The organism is Paenibacillus chartarius, assembly GCF_042432825.1.
GTDB lineage: Bacteria > Bacillota > Bacilli > Paenibacillales > NBRC-103111 > Gordoniibacillus > Gordoniibacillus chartarius.
The window spans coordinates 28555-53091 of record NZ_JBHLWN010000090.1; the positions used below are offsets into that span (position 1 = coordinate 28555).

16 protein-coding genes are annotated in these 24537 nt (G+C 50.2%); 14 read left to right on the forward strand and 2 right to left on the reverse strand.

What is annotated here, in order from left to right:
• The first annotated feature begins 1 nt into the window (after position 1).
• The 5 genes from ACFFK0_RS23110 (at position 2) to ACFFK0_RS23130 (ending at position 8972) form a co-directional block, all read left to right on the forward strand.
• Complete coding sequence (locus ACFFK0_RS23110; protein ID WP_377472727.1) at positions 2–871, forward strand: carbohydrate ABC transporter permease; 870 nt, start codon at positions 2–4, stop codon at positions 869–871.
• Between the two features lie 67 nt (positions 872–938).
• Complete coding sequence (locus ACFFK0_RS23115; protein ID WP_377472728.1) at positions 939–2528, forward strand: type 2 periplasmic-binding domain-containing protein; 1590 nt, start codon at positions 939–941, stop codon at positions 2526–2528.
• A 71-nt stretch (positions 2529–2599) separates the two neighbouring features.
• Positions 2600–5260 (forward strand): glycosylhydrolase-like jelly roll fold domain-containing protein, encoded by a 2661-nt coding sequence (locus tag ACFFK0_RS23120; protein ID WP_377472729.1) that lies wholly within the window; start codon positions 2600–2602, stop codon positions 5258–5260.
• A 163-nt stretch (positions 5261–5423) separates the two neighbouring features.
• The gene (locus ACFFK0_RS23125; RefSeq protein ID WP_377472730.1) at positions 5424–6278 is read left to right on the forward strand and encodes a helix-turn-helix transcriptional regulator; all 855 of its coding nucleotides are present in this window, start codon (positions 5424–5426) and stop codon (positions 6276–6278) included.
• Positions 6279–6629: 351 nt separating this feature from the next.
• Positions 6630–8972, forward strand: coding sequence for a helix-turn-helix domain-containing protein (locus tag ACFFK0_RS23130; protein WP_377472731.1), 2343 nt, complete (start codon positions 6630–6632; stop codon positions 8970–8972).
• A gap of 253 nt (positions 8973–9225) precedes the next feature.
• Here ACFFK0_RS23130 and ACFFK0_RS23135 read toward each other — a convergent pair whose 3' ends face one another.
• Positions 9226–10119 carry a transposase gene (locus ACFFK0_RS23135; RefSeq protein WP_377472732.1) on the reverse strand — a complete coding sequence of 298 codons (894 nt, stop codon included), beginning with the start codon at positions 10117–10119 and terminating at the stop codon, positions 9226–9228.
• Positions 10120–10588: 469 nt separating this feature from the next.
• Here ACFFK0_RS23135 and ACFFK0_RS23140 point away from each other — a divergent pair, with 469 nt between their 5' ends.
• From ACFFK0_RS23140 to ACFFK0_RS23180, 9 genes are all read left to right on the forward strand, one after another.
• Positions 10589–12232: an extracellular solute-binding protein gene (locus tag ACFFK0_RS23140; protein WP_377472733.1), complete on the forward strand. Its 1644-nt coding sequence runs from the start codon at positions 10589–10591 to the stop codon at positions 12230–12232.
• A gap of 68 nt (positions 12233–12300) precedes the next feature.
• The gene (locus ACFFK0_RS23145; protein ID WP_377472734.1) at positions 12301–13203 is read left to right on the forward strand and encodes an ABC transporter permease; all 903 of its coding nucleotides are present in this window, start codon (positions 12301–12303) and stop codon (positions 13201–13203) included.
• A 13-nt stretch (positions 13204–13216) separates the two neighbouring features.
• Complete coding sequence (locus ACFFK0_RS23150) at positions 13217–14095, forward strand: carbohydrate ABC transporter permease (RefSeq protein ID WP_377472735.1); 879 nt, start codon at positions 13217–13219, stop codon at positions 14093–14095.
• A gap of 153 nt (positions 14096–14248) precedes the next feature.
• A complete protein-coding gene (locus ACFFK0_RS23155) occupies positions 14249–15961 on the forward strand; it encodes a glycoside hydrolase family 2 TIM barrel-domain containing protein (RefSeq protein WP_377472736.1) in 1713 nt (570 codons plus the stop codon).
• Positions 15962–16010: 49 nt separating this feature from the next.
• Positions 16011–16775, forward strand: a complete 765-nt coding sequence (locus ACFFK0_RS23160) for a sugar phosphate isomerase/epimerase family protein (protein WP_377472737.1) — start codon at positions 16011–16013, stop codon at positions 16773–16775.
• 242 nt (positions 16776–17017) lie between these two features.
• Positions 17018–17428 (forward strand): hypothetical protein, encoded by a 411-nt coding sequence (locus ACFFK0_RS23165; RefSeq protein ID WP_377472738.1) that lies wholly within the window; start codon positions 17018–17020, stop codon positions 17426–17428.
• Between the two features lie 125 nt (positions 17429–17553).
• Positions 17554–18417, forward strand: coding sequence for a sugar phosphate isomerase/epimerase family protein (locus tag ACFFK0_RS23170; RefSeq protein WP_377472739.1), 864 nt, complete (start codon positions 17554–17556; stop codon positions 18415–18417).
• 978 nt (positions 18418–19395) lie between these two features.
• Positions 19396–20865 (forward strand): methyl-accepting chemotaxis protein, encoded by a 1470-nt coding sequence (locus tag ACFFK0_RS23175; RefSeq protein ID WP_377472740.1) that lies wholly within the window; start codon positions 19396–19398, stop codon positions 20863–20865.
• A 314-nt stretch (positions 20866–21179) separates the two neighbouring features.
• Positions 21180–23747 (forward strand): EAL domain-containing protein, encoded by a 2568-nt coding sequence (locus ACFFK0_RS23180; protein ID WP_377472741.1) that lies wholly within the window; start codon positions 21180–21182, stop codon positions 23745–23747.
• Positions 23748–23803: 56 nt separating this feature from the next.
• Here ACFFK0_RS23180 and ACFFK0_RS23185 read toward each other — a convergent pair whose 3' ends face one another.
• A complete protein-coding gene (locus ACFFK0_RS23185) occupies positions 23804–24526 on the reverse strand; it encodes a response regulator (RefSeq protein ID WP_377472742.1) in 723 nt (240 codons plus the stop codon).
• Between the last annotated feature and the right edge of the window lie 11 nt (positions 24527–24537).

Sequence of the window (24537 nt, forward strand, 5' to 3'; positions counted from 1 at the left end):
CATGCACGAATCCAGAGGAGAAAAAATATTCGGTTCTGCTATTACCGCCATTCTGCTGCTCTTGTCCTTCATCGCGCTCATCCCGATTTTGTCCGTCCTTTCCACCTCATTCAGCTCCAGAAGGGTTGTGGATCTGAATCTGGTCACGATATGGCCGAAAGAATTTACGCTTGCCTCCTGGAATTACATGGTCTTTCGTCCTGAGTTATGGAAATCGTTCTTCCTGACATTAGGCTCGACAGTGATCGGTACGATGCTGGCACTGCTCATCACCGCTTTGCTGGCCTACCCGCTGTCGAAATCGGAATTCCGTTGGGGGCCTGTCATCATGGTTGGTGCCGTCGTGGCGATGATTTTCAAGGCGCCCATCGTGCCGTACTTCCTCACAGTTCGCGGAATCGGCCTTTATAATAACCTGCTGGTGCTGATTGTGCCGCATATCCTGAATCCGTTCAACCTGATCATTATGCGCACCTTTTTCAAGCAATTCTCCAAGGAGCTGGAGGAAGCCGCCTTCATGGAGGGCTGCGGGTATTTCCGAATGCTGTTCCAATTCGTACTCCCGCTGTCCAAGGCGGTGCTGGCCACTCTAGCCTTGTTCTACGGCGTGGTCATCTGGAACCAGTTCCAGCATCCGCTGATGTTCCTGCAGGATCCCGGCTTGTTCCCGCTGCAGATCAAGATCCGGCAGTTCATCACCGACGATAACGTATTGATTCCGGGCGCCATTTCCAACGCGAACATGGCCTATAACGAACGGACGCTTAGAGCGGTGACGGTTATCTTTGCCATGATCCCGATTGTCACCGTATATCCGTTCTTGCAGAAATACTTCGTCAAAGGAGCCATGATCGGTTCCGTGAAGGGTTAATCGGCTATCGGTTTTACGGCTCATTGAGCCTAAACATAGTATACTCATTTTAAGGGGGAAACCTATCATGGCAATGAAAAAGCTAGTAGTGCTTGCAGCAGTCAGCGCCCTTGCCTTTACGGTCGTCACCGGCTGTGCGGGCAGCACGAACTCTTCCGGAAGTCCTTCGGCAGCGGCGCCGAACAAGAGCGTGGATGCGAAATCGGATGGGATCGTTGATGTTGAAGTATGGGGAACCAATATCGGCTATAAACCTATCACGAAAGGCAGCAAAACGTATGAATTCTTCAAAGAGAAGCTGGGCGTCGGTGTGATCCATCCGTATGTGGAATGGAATGGAGGAACCAACTACTTAAACCAGCTGAACCTGAAGATCGCATCCGGCGAAATGCCCGATTTGTTTCTTCCCTATGGGGGCATCGAAAACAACTTGGCCAAAAACGGGGCTATCGCCGACCTGACCGACCTGCTGCCGAAATATGCGCCGAATGTGTGGCAAAACATTCCTCAGGATGTATGGAATATCGTCAAAGCAAATGATCCTACCGGTCAGGGGAAAATTTATTATATTCCTAATATAGTGGACTACGGAAGATACGGCGGCATGATACGTCAGGATTGGCTTGACAAGCTGGGCTTGCCGATGCCGAAGACGCAAGAGGAATATGTGAAAGTTCTGGAGGCGTTCCGGGACAAGGATCCTAATGGCAACGGACAAAAAGACGAGCTCCCTACCGGCGGCCGTCAAGAGGCGCGCTGGATGGATCATCTATTTGCTATGTACGGTGTGGCTATGTTCGAAGGCTACCCGGATTGGGATCTGTACGACGGCAAGCTGACTTATTCCGCCGTAACGCCGAATATGAAAGCCGCCTTGGAATTTACCGCCAAACTGTATAAGGATGGTTTAATGGATAAGGAATCGCTTCTGAACGACAAGGCGAAGTGGGACGGCAAGGTTACGGCGAACAAGGCCGGGAACTACTTCCATTGGGTTGAGCAAATCCCTCTGTATCTGGATGGTTTGCAAAAGAACAGCAGCGTGAAGGGCCAATTCTCTGTACTCCCTATACCGGAAGTTCCGGGCTATAAGGGCTTCTATACGTGGAAAAGAAGAATGGACCCGCAATGGGTTGTCAAGAACACCAAGGACCAGGCGAAGCTGATGGCCACTTTGAAGCTGCTGGACAATGTGTACGACAAGAAGAATTTTAAGGATTTGTACCTTGGCGTCGAAGGCATGCACTATACGATGAAGGACGGCAAAGCCGTCAAGCTTCCTGATGACAAGAGCACTCAAGAGAATGTTGGGATCTTTAATACGTCTTCAAGTCTGGCGACACTTGAGTTTACAACCGATCTCATCAAAAGCACTGCATCGGCGGACACGATGTGGGAGGCTGACCAGGCCGTCAAAGGCATGCAAGAGGCACAGAAGTATGCCAAGGTTATTGCCGGCGACGGCATGCCGGCCAGCGTCTACGACGGCTTCCCGGACATCAACAATCGCACGCTGTATATCGAATACGCCACCAAGATCATCACCGGCCAGTATCCGATCGGCAAGTTCGACGAATTTGTAGACAAGTGGAACAAATCGGGCGGCGAAGAGGTAACGAAGCGCGCGAGAGAATGGTATGCGAAAGTGAAAAAATAATAGGTTGATCAAGAATATCCGCCTTGCTTCGATTCGAAGACGGGCGGATATTTCAATAACGGGAGGCATTTATGAACAATCGTCTTAAAGAAGTGCTTGAGGGTCGAGAGCATAATTATATCCTTCCTTTTCTTTGGCAGCATGGCGAAGAGGAACACGTGATCCGGGAAGAGATGGCCCGCGTTCATGAAGCCGGGATCGGCGCCGTCTGCATCGAGGCAAGACCTCATCCGGATTTTCTCAGTCCGAAATGGTGGACGGATATGGACATCATTATGGACGAAGCTCGAAAGCGCGGCATGAAGGTATGGCTGCTCGATGACGATCATTTCCCGACGGGGCATGCGGCAGGCAAAGTGAAGGAGGCTCCGGAAGAGCTTCATCGCAAGTTTTTGGGTGAACGGTATATCGATACGATCGGTCCTGCGCAAGGAACATCGCTGCTGCTGGATACGCTGCTGATGAGCGGGCTTCGACCAACCTTCTCGCACAGCCGATACGCGAAAGGCAAAAACAAGCTCGTCTCCGTTGTCGCGGTCCGCCGTAATCCATCCGATGGAACATTACTTGGCCACAGCATCGACATCACCGACCTTGTGCAAGACGGTATTCTGTACTGGGATATCCCAGAGGGGTATTGGCGGGTATTTGTAATTTCAGAAAATATGGATGGCGGCAGCCAGCAGCAGGAAGATCATCTGAACCCGCTGGATCGGGGGTCTGTTCGTATTCTGCTCGATACCGTTTATGAGGCGGTTTACGAACGATACAAGGCGGATTTCGGAAACACATTTGCCGGATTCTTTTCGGACGAGCCCGGATTTTACAATGATAAGACGACCTTCGACTTTCATTCGAAGCCCGGAAAAAAAGGGGTGCCGCTCCCCTGGAGCAGTGAAATGCCGGCCTTGCTTGAGGAGGCGTTGGGCGCGAACTTCCGTAAGTACCTGTATCTGCTCTGGCATGATGGGGAAATGTCCAACAGTGTGCGGTATACCTATATGAATATCGTCAGCAAGCTCTACGCGGACAACTTCTGCAATCAAATCGGAGAGTGGTGCAGAGCGCGCGGGGTGGAATACATCGGTCATGTACTCGAAGACAACAACGTTCATGCAAGGCTTGGTCCCGGCCCAGGCCACTTCTTCCGTTCGATGTGGGGACAAGACATGTCGGGCCTCGATGTAGTGCTGTGGCAAATCGTGCCCGGCTTCGATGAATTGTCTTTCAGCAAGCCGGGCGGGGATACGGACAGCGAATTTTTCCACTACGGTCTCGCGAAGCTTGGAGTGTCGCTTGGCCACCTTGATCCGAAAAAACAAGGCCGGACGATGTGCGAAGTGTATGGGGCGTATGGCTGGGCGGAAGGCCTTAAGCTGATGAAATGGATTACAGATCATATGCTGGTCCGCGGTGTCAATTATTTTGTCCCGCATTCTTTTACACAGAAAGCTTTTCCGGATCCGGATTGTCCGCCGCATATGTACGCAAGCGGGAAAAATCCGCAGTTCCGCTACTATAAGCATTTAAACCGGTATATGAATCGGATCAGTCACCTGATTTCAGGCGGAAGACATGTGGCGACCGCGGCGGTTATGTATCATGCCGAAGCCGAATGGTCGGGGGAAGCGATGCTATTCCAGAAGCCCGTGAAGAGCTTGATGCAGCGTCAGATCGATTGCGAAGTAGTTTCCGTTGATATTCTTCTGGAAGCGGCAAGCGTGATCGACAGGAAGCTGCATGTCAATCAAGAGGATTACGAGTGCTTGATCGTCCCTTATGCAGAAGCGCTTCCGGAGGCGATGCTTCGTCGTTTGAACCAGCTTGCCGAACAAGGACTGGCTATACGTTTTGTAGACGGACTGCCGATGCGAGCAAGCGAGGGGGGCGAGGTTTCCGCCGAACTTTCCCATCTGGCCGATCACCCGAATGTGAAGGTTGTGGCTTTAGACCAACTTGCGCAAGAACTTATTGCCGACGGACATTATGATATTACAGTCGGCAAGCACGAACCGTATCTTCGGAACTATCATTACGTACATGACGGTTTGGATGTGTTTATGTTCTTTAACGAACACCCGCATCAAACGATACGCGCGGAGATCGTTATGCCCGTCGAGGGTGATGTTTATGCCTATAATGCCTTCCTGAATCGGTTGACTCGTTTGAATGCAACCGGGGAGGAAGGTGCGACAGCAGTGCAGCTTGAGCTTCATTCGTATGAATCCATCGTACTGCTTCATGGAGCCGGTCTTGAAGGATATGCTGTGCCGCCGCAGTACGAGGCAGGTTCCGAGCTTGAGCTGAAGGGAGAATGGACCGTAGCCATCGCTGAAGCTGAACTTTATCCTCATTTCAAGGAATGGGGAAAACTGACGGCTTTAACGAATATGAGCGGGCCTGGTGGCCTGCCTAGATTTACCGGCACCTTCCGTTATGAAACGGAATTCGGGTGGACCGAATCCGGGCAACAGGCTCTGTTAGATTTGGGCGAAGTTTATGAAACGGCAGAAGTATGGTTAAACGGCGAGCAAGCAGGAATACGCCTCTGTCCGCCGTACCGCTTGGAGATCAATGGTCTGATCAAGCAGGGGACAAACAAGCTTGTCGTCGAGGTTACGAATACGCTCGCGAAAGATCAGCACGACTTCTTATCGGCCTTTGCACAGCAGGAACCGAGCGGACTCATCGGGCCCGTTCGGGTGAAGAGTACCATGACGTCCACGGACTAGTTGGTTTACGGGAGGAGTTTGCATACGTTTAGATGCAAGGGAGGGAGCGGCCTGTGTATGAACTGCTCCCCATCTTTTTTCATCAAAAATCTTCGTAGCGATCTTGGCGATGCTTTGTTAATATGGAAGTAACATGAATGATCGAAGGAGTAGAGATACGAGTTTGGAAGCAGTAACCTATAATTTAAATCAACTCGTGTTGCATATTCATTTTGTACTCAATAAAGTAACGTATCCCGGCTGGAAAGATATTCGCAATATGGTGAATGTACACAGCCTTTACTGGATTCATGAGGGAGAAGGAACCTTCCTGACGAATACCGAACACAAGGTGCAGGCCGGGATGCTGGCTTACCTTAAGCCCGGTCTCGAGATGTCCATGCGCTCGGAGCCGCACGCTCCGCTCCGCATGACCATGGTGCTCTTCGATTGTGCAGAGGTCGAATATGATGCGGTATGGAAGGGAGTAGCGCCAATAGGGAAACTGAATCTTCCCTTCTTAAGCCGCTACGGTCAAGATCAGGTGGATGCTCTGGCGCGCTTGTTCCAGGAGATCCATCAGGATTGGTTCCCGAACAACGCTGCCGGAGCGGTCGTTTCTCAGTCTAAGCTGAATATACTGCTGCATATGCTCCATCAAATCGAGCAACCGGACTGGAGCTTGGCTGAATCAGGCGCTTTCGCCGCTTTCGAGCAAATCAAGAAACACTTGGAGAACGGATATACGGAAAACCAGCGAATTGAGCGGTTGGCCGGGGAATATAACATTTCGGCCTCTTACCTTCGAAAGCTGTTCATTAAGTACACGGGTATGGGACCGAAGGAATATCATAATCACCTGCGTAACCAGCAGGCATGCCGCTATTTGAAATTCACGGATTACCCTATTAAGGAAATTGCGAAGCTGTGCGGTTACTACGAAGAGTATCACTTCAGCAAAATGTTCAAGCAGCTCAATGGCGTTTCGCCAAGCATTTATCGAAGCAGGCAGCGGAGCTTGGACGAACGACACCATTGAATATTCGTATGCCCAAAGAAGCCCGCGGTCAGCACGCCCGACGCAGGCTTCTTTTTCGTTTTACCTCAAGCGAAATGACATAGTTTTATTAATAAGCAGCTGGATCGTTTATTACAAGCCGATATTGTTTTCTTACATTCCGATTTATGATGATCCGTGATACTATCCATACTATCTATGCTTTTGACTCATCGAACAAATAAGGAGGATGAACCGCCCTTGGAGCAAGCTTGCTCCCGTGGGGCGGTTTTCGCATAAATGTGAGCATGTATTCATACAGAGTACATCGAGGGACATGGATTGGGGTGTATGTTTCTGAAGCGGATAAGATTTCGAAAGCGCAGCGTGGTTTTGACCTGGTTCTTTTCTTATCTGACAGTTCTGCTATTGCCGATTCTGATCAGCATTGTTGTCTATTACGAATCCGCCAAAACATTGGAGAGCGAAATTCACAGCGCCAGCAGCTCTTTGCTCAATCAGTTAAAGGAAATAGCGGACAACCAATTTGCGAATATGCAGCGGCTCAGCTTTGAAATGACCTGGAACATCAAAGTACAGGAGTTAATGTACTCTAACAAGTATCAACATTATCAAAACGAGTACCGCTATGATCTGTATCAAATCACTCAGGATTTAAAAATGTACCGAAGCACGTATTCATTCATTGACAACTTTTATATCTACATTAATTCCGCTCAGACTGTGCTGCTTCCCGGTGTTATTAGCGATGCCGAGCAAGCGTACGTGCGGGAGCATCAAGATGCCGATTTCACCTATGAAAGATGGCGGGAGCTGATGACACGCGGCCAAACGCCAGGCTTTGTTCCCATTCTCCATATCGGCCAGGACGGCGAGAAGAGAAAGGCGGTCGCTTACCTGGAAAGCTACCGTTCCGATCAGCCGGAACAACCGCTGGGCATGAACGTGGTGATCACGGATCAAGCAAGAATACTCAGGGCACTCGGCAATGTGGAGCTGTTCAATAAAGGACAGGTACTGATCTTAAACAGGAATAACGAAATCCTGGTTTCCAACGACGCTTCAACGCCTAAGCTTCCATCGGATTTTCCCTACGATAAGCTGACGGGGAACAGCGGCTTTTTTTACTTGAATGTTGGAGGCCAGCGGTATGAGGTATTCTATCTGCATTCTCCTCAATCCGAGTGCAAGTATATTTCCATGATCCCGAGCCGCTTGTTTTGGGAGAAGGCGGAGAAGGTCCGCAATTTCACCTATGCCAGCTTTGTCGTTAGCCTGTTAGGAGGGGGACTGCTCACCTTCATTTTCCTGCGAAGAAATTATGGCCCGATCCGCCGGCTGCTGAGGACATTGGATGAGAAGGCCGGACATTCGGGGGGCAACAAGGGCGGGAACGAATTTCATTATATCGAAGAGACGCTGGGACATACGTTCATGAAAATGGACGAAATCACAAGTAACTTCAATCGGCACCGGTCCGTCCTCAGGTCGCATCTCATTATGCGCTTGCTCAAGGGCAAGACCGACCCGCAAATTCCGCTTGACGATTCGCTGACTGCCTACAGCATGAAATTCATTTCGGACGAATTTGCGGTCATGCTTTTTTTAGCGGAGGAAACCGACCTTTTCTATGAAAGCTATAAAGGAATGAGTCTTCAGGAAAAACAACGTCTGCTTCACTTTATCATTGCCAACGTAGTGGAAGATCTGGCCAGCCGGCGGCATGCGGGATTCGTCGCGGAAGTGGATGACGCTGCAGCGTGTCTGATCAATTTGGCCTCGGGAAGCGAGGATTCATGGAAGGACGATTTGAAGGATATCGCCAAAGAAGTGCAAAGCTTTTTGCACCGGGCATTTAAAATCAATCTTACCGTGTCCATCAGCTCGATTCACAGCACGATACCCGGTATCAATCAAGCCTATAACGAAGCTCTTGACGCGATGGAATACAAATTGGTCATCGGCCGCAAAGAAATTCTGACCTATGACCAGATCAGCAAGGATTTCGATGCGGGAACGCACAAAGGCTATTATTATCCGCTTTCCGTTGAGCAGCAGTTAATTAATTATGTGAAAGTCGGCGACTTTGAGAAGGCCAAGTCAACGGTTGACCATATTATGGATCAGAACCTCGGCAAGCAAATCCAGCCGGTCCAGTTAGCCAGGTGTCTGATGTTCGATTTAACCGGTTCGCTGATCAAGACGATTAATGAAATCGGCGACGTTCAGGAAACCTTCCTTGCGCAAAATCCGAAAGCGATCGAAAGATTGATGGCCAGCGAAACGATTCAAGACATGCGACATCATTTGACGGACATCTTATTGAAGGTATGCAGCTATACGTCCGCCAAACGATTAACCAACATTCAACATTCAAGGCAGCAAGCGGTTCAATATCTGGTCGAACAGGTTATTGTCTTTATCGAGTCCCATTATCAAGATGTGAATTTGAATATATCGCTGATTGGCGAACAGATGGATATGAAGCCGTTTTATTTGTCCAAATTGTTTAAGGACCAGACCGGGGAAGGCTTGCTGGATTATATCAACAAGTATCGGATTGGCAAAGCGAAATCCGCGATGCGCGAGCAGAAGCTCAGCGTTCACGAAGCTGCGGAACTTACGGGCTTTTCCGAGGTCACTTCGTTCATACGAACGTTCAAGAAATACGAGGGCATTACTCCCGGAAAATTTAAGGAAATGGAAGATCAATAAAGCTGCAAATCGCAGCTTGTCTTGGATATGCATCCGCTAGAAACTTTGAGACCGGAACGCGAATGCTCGTTTTTTCTGCCGCGACGGATAAGGCGTTCCTTTCGTATATTCATGGTTCAGTCACCTTTGAGCTATTATCCCTTCAGCTCAGAACCAGAAACGATAAGCTTTTGTTACGTGTCCACTGCAATTCATAACCGAAACTTATAAATGGTAGTCCGATGGCCGCACAAAGACAAATAGCTTCTCAGATTTAAGCGGCCGATTCTAACAAAGCACCGGATAAGTCAGCTAGTGTAATGACACGGGAGTTGATGCAGGCTTGCGTCATGTAATCGAAGAAATGCTCCGTCAGCTCCGTTAAATTGTAACGAAAACAGAATTCGTCCAAGTATGCCTGCAAATAACGTCGTCCGATGCCTCGATGAGTGAGCCAGAGATTGCGACGAAGCTCTTTCCAGCGATAATGGAGAACTTTGGGGCACTGTGGGTCATACCTGCGTGGGATGAAGGTGACTTGGGCAGCATTAGAAGAAATATGATTCTCGCGGAATGCAGCAACGGCTTGTTTAAGTATGTTTCTTCCTCTGAGATGGGAGTTATTGATGAGTTTGATTTTCATATATCGGGGCTCGATTGCGTATATCAAGGACGCGGCGATCCAAACAGGGTGCTCCTGTCGATGGCGGAAAATTGTAGGGTTATAGGGGCGCCCGTATTGTTCCGCATTCACTCGAACAATGCCGGTCAGGGGGAGGGAAGCATCCAGTTTGCCGATAGCATGACGAATTTTATGAAGAATGAGCCAGGCGGTCTTATAGGTAACGCTGATCTTGCGCCTTAACGCGACAGCGCTGATTCCTTGGGCATTGTGGGAGACAAGGTAAAGAGCGATGAACCATTTGGACAGAGGAGTGCGGCTTCCTTCCATGATCGTTCCGACAATGGGGGAAGTTTGGTGACGGCATGAACGGCATTCAAAGAGCGGCAGTCTTCGGGTTTGAGTGAGATATGCGGAGGCATATCCGCAACGAGGGCAGCGGAATCCGTCAGGCCATTTGAGATGAATCAGGTGTTTTATACATTTTTCCTCGGTTCCAAAACGCATTTGAAGCTGTTCGAGGGTCATTCTCTGTTTCGGCATCATCCGAATCCTCCAACTACGTTTGTTTATAAATTCAGTTTATCAAACAAATGTTCGTGTGTAAATATTAAAATGTAATTATTAAACAAATTGTGGCGAGGATGTATTGAGCCAATGGGCGGCAATGCACTGAGTCAAAGGGCGCGATTGCACTGAGTCAAAGGGCGAGATTGCACTGAGTCAAAGGGCGAGATTGCACTGGGGTGAAAATGCTCTGAGCCAAAGGGATATTAGCTCAAAGGGGTGCGAAGGGGGGGCCTATGGGAGCAATGACAGACATTTCAACCGCGATTTGTACTTGAAACAAGCTCGTTTTGTCAATTTTGCAAGTGGATTTGGCGATATTGCCAGCCTCGAAACGATTTTTGTCAGCGAGGTTGGCGAAAGTATCGATATACCGAGCGGGGGATCAGGCCCTATCATGAAGAGCGAGACCAGCGGTTCTCAATATCACAGGGGAGGTTCGTTAGATATGAAAAGAAAAAAGAAGGCAGCTGCGCTCGCTGCGATCTTGATGGCGTCAAGCAGCTTGGCCGCTTGTTCCGGTAACAACGAAAGGGCTGTCAATGAGTCCAGCCCGGCAACCGGCCAAGAGCAAAGCTCGGGGGTGACCACCTATCCGATCAAAACGGATAAAACGCTTTCCTACTGGGCGGAGATTGTCCCCAATCTGGTTGGCGTCAAATCTTCGCTTGCGGAAGTTCCGTTCTTCCAGGAATGGCAGAAAAAAACCGGAGTGAAGCTGAACATCACTTCTCCCGTCGTCAACCAATCCAAAGAAGGACTCAACATCATGCTCGCTTCCGGAAATTTGCCGGACATGATCGAATACAACTGGCTGGATTTTCCGGGCGGACCGGAAAAAGCGATCAAAGACGGGTATATTTTGAAGCTGAACGATCTGATCGACAAGTACGCCCCGAACTACAAAAAATATTTGAAAGAGCATCCGGATGTCGACAAGATGGCGAAAACGGACAACGGCAGCTATTACTCGTTCCCGTTCGTACGCGGAGCCGATGAATTAAAGGTATATCAGGGTCCGATGTTGAGAAAAGACTGGCTCGATGAACTTGGGCTGCAAACGCCTACGACCATCGATGAATGGTATACCGTTCTCAAAGCGTTTAAAGAGAAGAAGGGGGCAGCGGCACCGCTCTCTTTCATAAGCGCACCAAGAACGCTTGAAAACTTGTATGGCGGCGCTTTCATCGGTGCTTTCGGCATCAATCGCACGTTCTATTTGGACAACGGACAAATCAAGTTCGGACCGGCGCAGCCGGAATATAAGGAATTTCTGGCTACGTTCCGCAAATGGTACAGCGAAGGACTGATCGATAAAAACATTGCGACTGTCGATACCAAGGCCATCGATGCGAATATTACATCGGGGGCAACCGGTGCCACCATAGGCAACGCGGGAGGCGGAATCGGCAAGTGGGCGCCGCTTCTGACCGCGAAAGATCCGAAGGCCGTATTGGCGCCGGCGCCGTATCCGGTATTGAAGAAAGGCGACACTCCGAAGTTCGGGCAGAAAGATTTTGCTTTCATAGGCAATAGCGGCGGCTCTGCGGGGATGGTTGCGATATCGGCGACTTCCAAACATGCGGAACTGGCTGTAAAGCTGCTCGATTACGGGTACAGTGAGGAAGGGAACATGTTCTTCAACTTCGGTACGGAAGGCGTAAGCTACAAGATGGAGAACGGATATCCGAAATTCACAGACCTGATTATGAAGAATCCGGACAAATTGGCTCCTGCTCAAGCTCTGTCGCTCAATACGCGGGGGAATTACAACGGTCCTTTCGTTCAAGACAAGCGCGTCATGGAGCAATATTACGCACTTCAGGAACAAAAGGATGCCCTCAAGGTATGGCAGACGGAGAACGATAAGTACGTCCTTCCGCCGGTTACGGCAACGCCTGAGGAAAGCTCGGAGCTTGCCAAAATCATGACGGATGTCGATACGCTGATCGATGAAATGACCTTGAAGATCATTATGGGTGCGGAACCGGTCGAAAGCTTCGATAAATACATGGAGAAATTAAAGTCTCTGAAACTGGATAGAGCGATTGAAATCAAGAAAGCCGCCTTGGACCGCTACAACAAACGATAATATTGGCACACGGGAGGGGGATTCTATAATCCCCCTGCCAGTGTTGCGGGTATGTAAGGAGTGAGAGCATGCAGAAAATTGCTAAAGATTTCGCATTAAACAAATATTTATATGTGATGATGCTTCCCGTATTGATCTATTATTTCGTCTTCCACTACGCGCCCATGTACGGTGCAATCATTGCTTTCAAAGAATATACGCCGATCAAGGGAATTCTAGGGAGCGAATGGGTAGGATTGGCCAACTTTCAGTCGTTCTTCGAAAGCTATTATTTTTGGCGGATCCTGAAAAATACATTAGTGATTAGTTTCTATTCCATTTGCTTTGAATTTCCGGCCCCTATCATTTTAGCGATCTTGATCAACGAAATACGAAACGGCCGCTTTAAACGGATCGTCCAGTCCGTTTCGTACATGCCTTACTTTATTTCGCTTGTCGTCATCTGCGGGATGATCAAAGATTTTACCAGCAGCGACGGCGTGGTGAATCTGATGTGGACCTTCTTCGGCGGGGACGGTCAAGCGATGCTGCAAAAGCCGGAATTGTTCCGAGCCATATACATTATATCCGAGATCTGGCAAAAGATCGGTTGGGAATCGATTATCTATATAGCCGCACTCATGAGCATCGACCAAGAGCAATATGAAGCGGCCAGAATGGACGGGGCCGGCAGGTGGAGACAAATATGGAATATTACGATCCCCGGTATCATGCCGACAATCATGATCATGCTTATTTTGCGGATCGGCAGCCTGCTGAACGTCGGATTTGAAAAAATCATTCTGCTTTACAACCCGTCTATTTACGATACCGCTGATGTCATCTCTTCCTTCGTTTACCGCAAAGGCTTGCTGGAATTCGGGTGGAGCTACAGCACGGCCGTCGGTTTGTTTAACTCGGTTATCAATTTGTTGCTTCTGATCACAGCAAACCGGGTAAGCCGGAAGTTCAGTGAAAGCAGTCTTTGGTAAAGGAGAGAGGCACATGTTGAGAAGAGGCGTTTCGGATCGAATGTTTGAAGCCGGTATTTATATTATCTTATCGGCGTTAATTGTAGTAACCGTGTATCCTATGCTGCATGTAATCTTTGCGTCCATAAGCGATCCGACATACGTGATTTCGCACAGAGGCATGATTTGGAAGCCTCAAGGAATTAATTTTGAAGCTTATAAAAGCGTATTTGCCAACAAAGCGATTCTGAACGGCTACCGGAATACGATATTCATTGTCGTGTTCGGCGTTATCGTCAATCTGCTGCTTACGGCGATGGGTGCATACGTATTGTCGCGCAAGGACGTCTTGTGGAATAAAGCTTTCATGCTGTTTATTGTACTCACGATGTTTTTTAACGGCGGTCTCATTCCGTTCTACTTGGTTGTCAAAGAGGCCGGCTTGCTCGATTCGCTTTGGGCGCCGATTATTCCGTTTGCCATTAACACCTTCAATTTGATTATCATGCGGACATCGTTCAAGGCTATTCCGGATAGCCTGGAGGAATCCGCCAAGATCGACGGTGCGAATCACTTTGTGATTTTGTTCCGCATTATTATCCCGCTGTCGATGCCGATCATTGCCGTGATGACGCTGTATTATGCCGTTGAGAAATGGAACGGATGGTTCTATTCCTCCATTTTCATTAAAGATCGGGAGCTGTTCCCGCTTCAGTTGATTCTCAGAGAAATTCTCATTGCGAATTCGACTGACGGGATGACGAGCGGAGCGTCCGCGGGAGAAATGTTCCAAATCGGGGAAACGATCAAATACGCTACAATCGTAGTCTCTACCTTGCCGATCTTGTGCGTGTACCCGTTCTTGCAGAAATACTTTGTCAAAGGGGTCATGGTCGGGGCGTTAAAAGGATGAAGCATCGTTGAGAGGGCTCCGAAAAGGAGCATTTTTTACAAGCTCTTCGCGTTTTTTTCCATTCCGAAACCGTTTTCAACGTGTTACTATTTCTTCTATACCTATCCGTCATGTCAACAAACCGCAGTGATGGTAACTTAAGGAGGATTTCCTATGATACGCACATTTCGAGAGCACTACGCACGCCGAACCGAGCTGTTGAACGGTTCCTGGGAGTTTGCCGTCGACAGCGGGAACGTTGGCCTTCAGGAGAAATGGTATGATCGATTTCCACAAGCGGATCGCAACCTGTACGTCCCCGGCTGCTGGAACAACGAGCTGAATCTATTTGAATATGAAGGCGTCGCTTGGTATCGAACAACGTTCCAGACCGTACAGCAGCAAAACGTTAAACTTATTTTCCACGCCGTATTAGGCCACGCTGATGTTTATTTGGACGGCCAGCATCTCGGCTATCATTATGGAGGGTATACTCCTTTCGAATTTGTGATCCCGGCTTTGCCGGAAGGAGAGCACCAGCTTATCGTCCGTACGGACAGCAAGCTGGATCGGCTTACGATCCCCACGGAGCATGTGGATTGGCACCATTACGGCGGCATCATTCGCCCTGTCGAGCTGCAGATTTTGCCGGATCTGTATATAGAGAGCTTGAAGATCGACTATGACTTGAAGGGCTTCGATGCGGACGTGAAGTTACAGGTTCATCTCAAGTCGCTTGCACAAACCGCTCACACGACAACCCTTGTCATATCCGCAGACGATCATGTCGTACACACAGAGCAGATTACCGTCGATGCCGGTCAATCACTCATTCATACGGTCATTCAAGGCTGGCCGCAGGTGAGGCTGTGGAATGTGGGCCGGCCTGAGCTTTATACGATTCGCGCCGCCATTGACGGCGACGATCAAATCGACCGCATCGGCTTCCGGCGCATCGAAACGGACCATCATCGGATCTTGATTAACGGCGCTCCAGTATACCTGAAAGGTGTCAATCGGCACGAAGAGCATCCGGAATGGGGCTTTGCCTTCCCGCCGAAGCTGATGCAGAAAGACCTCGACATCATCAAGGAGCTGGGTTGCAATTCAGTTCGTGGGGCGCACTATCCGCAAAGCCCTTACTGGCTTGATTTGCTGGATGAGCAGGGGCTCGTATTCTGGAGCGAGATTCCGATGTGGGGGGCGTTCCTGCCGAACGAGACCGTCGCAGAACCGCTCTTTCAAGAGCGTGCGCTGACCATGATCGAAGAAATGATCGCCACCCATCGCCATCATCCGTCGGTCATCTTCTGGTCGGTTCACAATGAGATCGATACCCGCACGCAGGAAGCGTACGACTTGACGAAGCGGCTCGTCGATCTTGCGAGGCAGCTTGACTCGTCCCGCCTGATTACGTATGCAACCATGCACCCGCTTGAGGATATCGTGCTTCCTCTGTTCGATGTGATCGGCATCAATAAATATTACGGATGGTACGAGGGAAATGTGGAAGGCTTTAAGGACATGCTGGAAAAGTTCCATCAGCGGGCCGAAGCCTTAGGTGCAGGAGACAGGCCCGTGCTGATGACCGAATTCGGCGGCGCCGGCATTTACGGAGACGTCGGCTGGGAGCCCCGTCTATTCAGCGAGGATTACCAAGCGCACATCGTCAGCGAGGCTCTCGGGATATTCAGAAACGACCCGAAAATCGGCGGCACGTACATTTGGCAGTTTGCCGATATTCGCGGCGACCTGAAGAGCGACGGCAAGTATTTCCGCGACCGTGCACGCAGCTTTAATAACAAAGGGCTTGTGAGCGAATACCGCAAGCCTAAGCAGTCGTTCCGCGTGGTTCGCAGCATGTATCGATCTTGGGGAGATCTGTGAAGGATCTCAGCTCCCGAGAGCTCTTATATCAAGGAAGGGGATCGGTAAGATGTACTCATTCGGATGGTGCAGAGGTATTGAGGATGCGGAGATGCTTCGCAGGCTAGGCTTTGACTACATCGAATGCACGGTCACTTCGTTGAAACTGGAGGACGAATCGGAATTTACTCAGATATTGCCGAAATATATGGATAGTCCGCTGCCGGTTCTTGCGTTTAACGTATTTTTCCCGGGCGGCTTACGAGTTGTCGGTCCCGAAGTGGATACGGAGCGGGTTCGCAGATATGTAAGTAAGGCGGCCTCCGCTCTGAACCGGATCGGCGCACGTATTGTGGTTGTGGGCAGCGGTAGTGCCCGGAACGTGCCGGATGGCTGGGGACGGGATCGCGCGGAAGAACAATTTGTGCAGCTGCTGGGCTGGATGGGCGACGAATTTGATGGTACCGGTGTGACGGTAGCGATCGAGCCGCTCAATCAGAAAGAAACGAATCTCATTCATCGTGTTTCGGATGCAGCAGCCTTCGCAAGGGAACTCAACCGCCGTTCCATTCGGGTGTTGGCGGATTTTTATCATATGGACGAGGAGAACGAACCGCTTGATACACTAGTGGAGCATAAGGACTGGCTGGCACATATTCATCTGGCTGATACAGGACGGTTGAGTCCGGGCACGGGGCAATACCCGTATCCGCAATTTGCGGAATCGCTCAAGAATGCAGGCTACTCGGGCTTAATTTCGGCAGAGTGCAGCTTGAATCATCCGGAGCAGGAGCTTCCGAGGGCGCTGGATTTTATGAAAAATGTGTTTAAGTGATTAGTCTGGAGACAGAGGCAAGCGAATGGTTGAGCAGGAATAGGTTCCGTTCATCGACGGGAAGTGAAAGTGGCTAAACATCCGACGGATTATGCTATCAAAGAAATGCAGGCATATGGAATCTTGATTTCGGGTCATTATGTGGAAAATCAACATTATGTCGGGCGCATTTTCTCCCGGATCCGGAATGGAGCACCTGGCTTAGGCTGCCGGAACGCTACAAACGGCTTGTGCATATTCCGATGAAGAATCACCCTTTCCGCTCCGACGTTGAAGAAGCGATCAAAAAAATGCACAAGCATAGCAGCCAAGGAACGACTCCGATTCACCAGCGATTGTCGATGGTGGCGCTTGAAGAAGCGCTCTTACATTTGCGGCTTGCCACGTTATCCGGCGGGGCAGCCGCGATGGACCCGCGGATCGCCGATATTCCGCTTTATATGCAGCATTCGTTCGCTGAGAAAATATCACTTCCCGATTTGGCCAAACGAAGCTGCCTGTCCACCTCGCGATTATCGCATCTGTTTAAGGAGGAAGTAGGGGATACGATCATCAATACGCTGCATAAAATCAGATTGGAGAAAGCGGCGCAGCTGCTTTCTTACACGGCACGGCAAATTTCAAAACGGAAGCGGGATGAACTGTTATCGTAGACAAGATAGCAGGATTATATGTTGATTCAGCAGATTTGTGCGTTTTATTCTCCCTTAGGGTCCCTTATACTTTGGGTATCATCACGAACGTCATGCAATGATCATAGGGAGGAATGATGAGCGATATGCCTACCCGCAGCAATGGTCCGAGCCTTGAGGTGCAAATGTCATGGTGGACGATGACAGGGCTCGACGGAGATGCAGAGAGCCGTAGCTTGGAGGAACGCTTTCACCGTATCGCAGAGGCTGGGTTTGACGGGATCAACGGTTTCGTGCCAGCCCCGGAGGAAGCGGATGCTTGGCGAAAGCTGCTGGAACGATACGGACTGTCCTTCAGCGTAAACGCTTATCCCAAAAGCGCAGAAGATATGGCTCGATTCCTGGACCAAGCCAAACAGTTCGAACGCATCGATTTCATTAACGCGCAAGTGCTGACGCCGTTTCTGACAGGGCAGGCGGCGGAAGCGCTCCTGTCCGACATCCATCATTTGGCGCGGAATGCGGGGATCCCCGTGTATATCGAAACGCACCGCGGTACGATTACGCAGGATCTGATCAGGACGGCACGTTACGTAGACCATATCGGGGATTTACGGTTAACCATTGATTTTTCCCATTATGTTGTAGCCGGCGAGATGCATACCGTGTCGGAGGAAGCGGAAGCGCTTCTCCAGAAGCTGCTGACGCGCACTTCAAGCATTCATGCCCGAGTGTCGAACGGGGAGCAAATCCAGGTCGATGTAGGAAGCAGCGGTGAGCATCCGATGATGCGGCACTTCGAACGCTGGTGGAGAAGCGGCATGACGAATTGGCTGGAGACGGCCGGCCAAGTCGGACCGTTTCCGTTCATTTGCGAATTGGGGCCCCCGCCGTATGCGATTACCGCCGATGAGTTTGGCAGCCGCCGGGAAGAGCTCTCTGACCGCTGGTCGCAATCGTTATTGTTCGCGCAAATGGCTCGTTCGATCTGGAAGGATATTGTCGCATAGCGCCACAAGCTCAGGCGCAGCGTGGCAAGCATATTGCCGCTCCCTGCACGGATTACCTGATCCGGGATGCCGAATACTTGCTGTCCCGAAATTAACGTATGACTTGGAAAAGCTCCCTTCCTCGAGAGAGGTTAGGGGGCTTCGTCATGCATTGAGCCTTGGACGATGATGAGTTTATGATCATGTGTAGTGATCATCTAGCTATTTACGGGGAAAAGAAGTTGGGTAAGGTCGTTATTGCGAAGTATTGAAATGCCTGTAATGTAGCGTATTGGAAACCGACGTGACTTGAATGAGAAGGGCGGTTTTCCAGTTTTCGGGGATAGGGGTGGCGGTATTTTGAACTATTTCATGACGGACATACACGGAAGAACATATCGAATGGGTTAGTGCAGGGACATCCTCTGGGTGTCTGAATATGTTTTCTACAGCATCCCCAAAGAAAGTCTCCTCTCACTAGCGCAAAATAAACCCGTTGTACACGGCCATACTCCGGTTGAACGCATCTATTACGACGGCGTACGCATGAATTGCGACCTCGGATCGAACACTTACGCCATCCGGGAGGAACGCGGGCTCGCATTGGCAGATCTAACCCGGATGATTTACTATGTATACAAACAGTCTTCCAAGGAAGTCATCACTGATTCTTATCATTTCACCTTAAGTGGTTTTCGAGAATCGCACAGGGGAGAAACGGCTAAACGCGGAGTTCATCATGAAAATTCGTTTATTCTTCGATTAGTTTTTTTAGTGAATCCGATGATGTTAATTTAAGTGACGCGAAATATCCATAAGATCATTATCTAGATAGAAATTTATCGACATTATGTTATATATATTGACATGCATTTAACTTCCGCCCTATAATGAACTCATCGAATCGCCAAAGTGCCGCGCAGTCATCTCATCTCCACTGGCTGATGTGCGGCTTATTTGTGTTTTGCAATTTCACATTATCGAAAGGATGGACAGCTCATGATCAGGCTCATGCGTACTTCCGAATACAAGCGGCTTGAAGGCGATCTGGCAAAGATGGCGGAAGGTGACTTCTGCATGCAAAGCACCGGAGTGCCGATTCAAGAGCGATCACGGATAAGGTCGGTAATAAAGAGAACCGTCCGAAGCTTGGTTTCGCTGATTCGTGTGGTCGACCGCTCTTCCCGTGAGCTACATATCAAGATGGAGGATACAAGCGCGAAATCCGCCATGATTTCAGAGCAAATTGAAGGTGTCACCGGGACGATCCGCGAAGTTGCCGTCAGCATGCAGGGGGCGGCGGAGCATGTTGCGGACATTTCGGAAGAAATGAACAGCAGCTATCGCTATTTGCAGGAAGTCAAGAAGAAGAACGGGGAGCTTGTAGCTTCTTCGGCCAGCTTATCGGAGGAGGTTTCCAGCGGCAAGAAAGAGATATCCGCCGCCATGGAGCAGATGCGGGTCATCTCCGGCGAAAGCGGGCAAGTTCACGAGCGGATGAATCGTCTTGGTGAAGCGATAAAGAAAATCGCCGACATGACCTTGCTGATTGAAGAAATCAGCAGTCAGACGCAATTGCTTGCACTGAATGCCAATATTGAAGCGGCGCGGGCAGGGGAACATGGAAGAGGATTCGCAGTTGTCGCCCAAGAGATTACGAGATTGGCCGCCCAAACGAAGCAGGAGACGACCGGCATCCGGGAATCGATACGGACGGTAACCCGTTGCTCCGACGTCTTGGGGGATTCTATCATCCATATGCATGCCGCGCTGGGGACAACGGAATCGACTTTGAAAACCGCAGCAGACAAGTATGGCAAGGTAGAATCGTTTCTTGTCCATATCATAGGCGAAATGAACGAAGTGGACGAAAGACTGGAAGGGATTGCGAGCAGTACGCTCTCGACTACGGATTCCGTCAATCGAACATCTGCGATGCTGCAGCAAATCGCCGCCGGAAGCGAAGAAGTATTGGCGCTTGCGGAGCTTCAGCAGCAAAACCTGCTTGTGATCAACGATAATATTCAGGAATCGGCCCGCAGAAGTCTTTCGCTTCGGTCGTCCGTCTCCCAATTCCGGCTGCCTTCGCGCCAAGAGAGTCACCCTATGCAGGAGGAGCTGGAGCGATGGGTGGAATGCGCGATGGCGATCCGTGCCGTTATGGTTTCCATGATCGAGTCGCGTGACATCGAACAAATCCGCGAGTGGCACCGGAAGAAGCAATACTACGAGGCGCGGTTGGAGACATGTTTCCAGGATATTCGAGCTAAAGCGGCAACTAACGAGGACCGGCACCAATTGGATCAGCTAAGTAAAGCCTGGCTTCATTTTGCCGAAATTAAAGACCGGAACGCTGCATGGATGCTGGAGGGAGAATATGAGTCCGCCAAGCAGGCGTTAATTACAAAAGGGAGAACCAACTTTAAGCGAGCGATGGACTTGGCAACGGAGTGGATGGACCGCGGATAACGAAACGATGAACTTACATTTTTTGTCTTGTGTTTGCTGAATACTACATTTATACTTCATCTGAAGACTGATTCTAAAGAACTACATAAGCGCAAGAACACAAAGGAAGTTTGTCGGATAATATCAAAATCAAATAATTAGGGAGAAGGCCGACAACGACGTCGGTCTTGAACAAGGCAATGAAGCCTTGCCGAAGATTTGCAATACAGGTGACGATGCTCGCTTGTTTTTGCAAGTATTCGGCAAGGCTTTTCGTTGTGGCGATGCATCGAATATTTAGAAGTTCGATCCGGTGTTGGCGGGGAGTCGGTTGAATGGGTGGATTTCACATTTCGGCAGTCCGAATCATGAATCGTCTGAAATATTGGCAAAAGTTTGTGTTAATCGGCACCCTCTTTTTACTGCCGATCGTGCAAACGGAATATTTGCTATTTTCCGGTATCGATAAGGAGATCCGCTTCGCCAAAAATGAAAGAATGGGCATTGAATATGCGAACCATATCCGCAATCTGCTGGAAGCTCTTCAGCAGCACAGGGGAATCGTCAACGCTTTCTTGTCCGGAGACGCTTCGTTCCAGGAGATGATCGTTAGGCAGCAGAACGAAATCGAGCATTCGATCATTACCATCGACAAGGTTGACCGGGAGTTGGACCGTCAATTTCACACGACGGTTCATTGGAGCTCCATCAAGCGGAAGTGGGTTCAGCTCAAGCAAAACCTGCAGCGCTTACAGCCGCAAGAAAGCTTCGGCCTGCACAGCGAGTTGATACAAGAAAGCTATCAGCTGCATACCTCAATCGTATCCAATTTACTGGCACTGATCGGGACGATTAAGGATGCCTCCGGCTTGAGAATCGATCCGGACCACGACAGCTATTATTTGATGGACGTCATCATCGGCAAGCTTCCTTCCGTCATGGAGACCGTAGGACAGACAAGAGGAATTGGAGTCGGGGTGGCGGCGAGGAGAGCGATTACCGAAGAGGAAAGAACGCAATTGCTGATCTTGTCCGGCATGATCCGCACCTTTATGAAGGACCTGGCCGATATGCCTGTTGTTTTCGAAAATACCGGGCTCCAGGATGACCTCCACACTCATATTCGGGAAACCGCAGCGGAAACGAATGCCTTCTTGGATGAGCTTAACGAACAAATCATCCATGCAGCGAACATTACGATCAGTCCTTCCGAATTTTTCGAAAGGGCGACCAAGGTGATCGATTCCGGATTTCGGTTGTACGATGCGGAATCACCCGTCTTGGACCGCCTGCTTCAGCAGCGCATCCATCACTTGCAGGCAAAGAAGCAATATATCGCCTTATTTTCCTGTCTGATCATCCTGCTCCTGTTGTACCTGTTCGTCACGTTTCATATTTCCGTGCTGCAGACCGTCCTGGCGTTAAAGAAAGCTGCCGTGCGCATTGTCGGGGGCGACTTGACGACGCGGGTCGACATCGATTCAAAGGACGAGCTTGGACATGTGTCGATCGCATTCAATAAGATGATCGAAGCGTTTGACTCGATGATTGCCGAACGTGCGCGTCACGAGAAACAGATCGAGCAGCTCGCGTTTTTCGATGCGCTGACCGGGCTGCCTAACCGCGTTTTGTTCAATGAACGGTTAGAGCATGCTCTCGCGGCTGCAGAAAAGAACAACCACATGCTCGCCGTCATGTTTCTGGATTTGGACCGGTTTAAGCATATTAACGATACGCTGGGTCATGAAGCAGGGGATGTATTGCTGAAGACGGTGGCCGATCGGTTAACACGGTGTTTGCGGCATGACGATTTGGTTTCGAGGATGGGCGGAGATGAATTTATGCTGTTCATTCCCGGGATCAAAAGCATAGGTGAGGTCAGGGTCGCTGCCGAGAGCATCATCGGTCGCTTCGCCGAGCCGATTGTCGTCAATGGGCATGAACTGGTCGTCTCCGTCAGTATCGGAATCAGCTTATATCCGTTCGACGGGAACAGCCGCGACGGTTTGATCAAAAGCGCGGATATGGCGATGTACAAAGCGAAGGGAGAGGGGAGAAACACGTTCCGAATCTACGACAGCAGCCTTCATGCGATGTCGACAGAGCGATTGCGCCTGGAAGTGAATTTGCGCAGAGCGTTGGAGCGGGGGGAGTTTACAATATACTATCAGCCGCGAATCGGTTTAACGGGCGGAACGATTGCGGCCATGGAAGCCCTCGTCCGGTGGCAGCATCCCGAATCGGGGCTGGTGTCCCCGGCGGAGTTTATTCCGCTCGCCGAAGAGATCGGCTTGATCGTTCCGCTTGGGGAATGGATTCTTGAGACCGCATGCCGGCAAAATAAACGCTGGCAGGATGACGGCATGGATCCGTTCCGGATTTCCGTCAACATCTCCGCCGTCCAGTTTCACCGGGACGAATTCGTGAAAGTCGTGCAGCGGGCGCTGCAGGAAGCTTCGCTTGAACCGCAATGGCTTGAGCTCGAGCTGACGGAAAGCATTGTCATGAATAACGCCGCGAAGACGATTATGAAGCTGAGAGAGCTCAAAGAGGCGGGCGTTCATATTTCGATCGATGATTTCGGAACCGGATTCTCGTCGTTAAGCTATTTGAAATATTTCCCTATCGATACGTTGAAGATCGACCGCTCGTTCCTTCAGGATGTTCCGGATTCCCCTAAAGATATCGCGATCATTAAGACGATTATCGCTCTCGCGCGAAGGCTGCATTTGAATGTGGTGGCAGAAGGAGTGGAATCGAGAGAGCAATTCCTCTTCCTGGCAGCCCGCAAATGCAGCGAGGGACAAGGCTATTTCTTCAGCCGGCCGATGCCGGCGAGCGAAGCGGAGCAGTGGATTAGGGACAGTTCGGCGGAGTGGTGCTCAAAATTTTATATTCCTTAAAAGGAGTGCAGCGCAGTGAAATCGGTATGGACCCCCGAGATGGCGAACCGTACCATTCAATCCGGCGATTTCTTCCGGTACACCCGCTCGGGGCGGCCGACGATGCCGTAAGACAGGTCGGCGTATACTTCGCCCGAGCTGACGAGATACTCCAAATAGCGGCGGCCTGTCGAACGGCTGACGCCGATCTCCTTGGCGATTTGCTCCGCCGTCTTGCCGGTTGCCGCGGCGGATATCGCTTGCACGATTTTCACCAGCGTTAATTTGTCGATGCCTTTGGGGAGGTCGGAGGTATTCGAAAGAGACTCTTTCTTGCCCGGTCCCGCCCATAAGCGGTCGACATCGCTCTGATTGATCGTTCCGGATTCGTCCAGGCGGATCAGCTGCTGATGAAAATCCAGGTAACGGTGCAGCGTTTCTTTCAGCCTTTCCAGTAAGACGGGCTTCATAATGTAATCGAAAGCTCCGCCGCGAACGGCTTCCCGAACCGTCTCGACTTCTTTGGCCGCCGTAATCATAATGACATCGGTATTCCGGTACGTTTGCCGGATGTACGTGAGCAGCTCCAAGCCGCTGGTGCCAGGGACATATACATCCAGCATCACGAGCTGGGGTCTGAGAATGTCGAGCTGCTCTTTGGCCTGATCTCCGTCCGTGGCGATACCGACAACGCGAAACGCGTCCAGCTTCTCCACAAACCTCCGGTGGATTTCGGCAATCTTGACTTCATCTTCGACGATCAGAACATCAATGATCGGATGCTGCGGCTCCGGGTTCATGGTACGGCCTC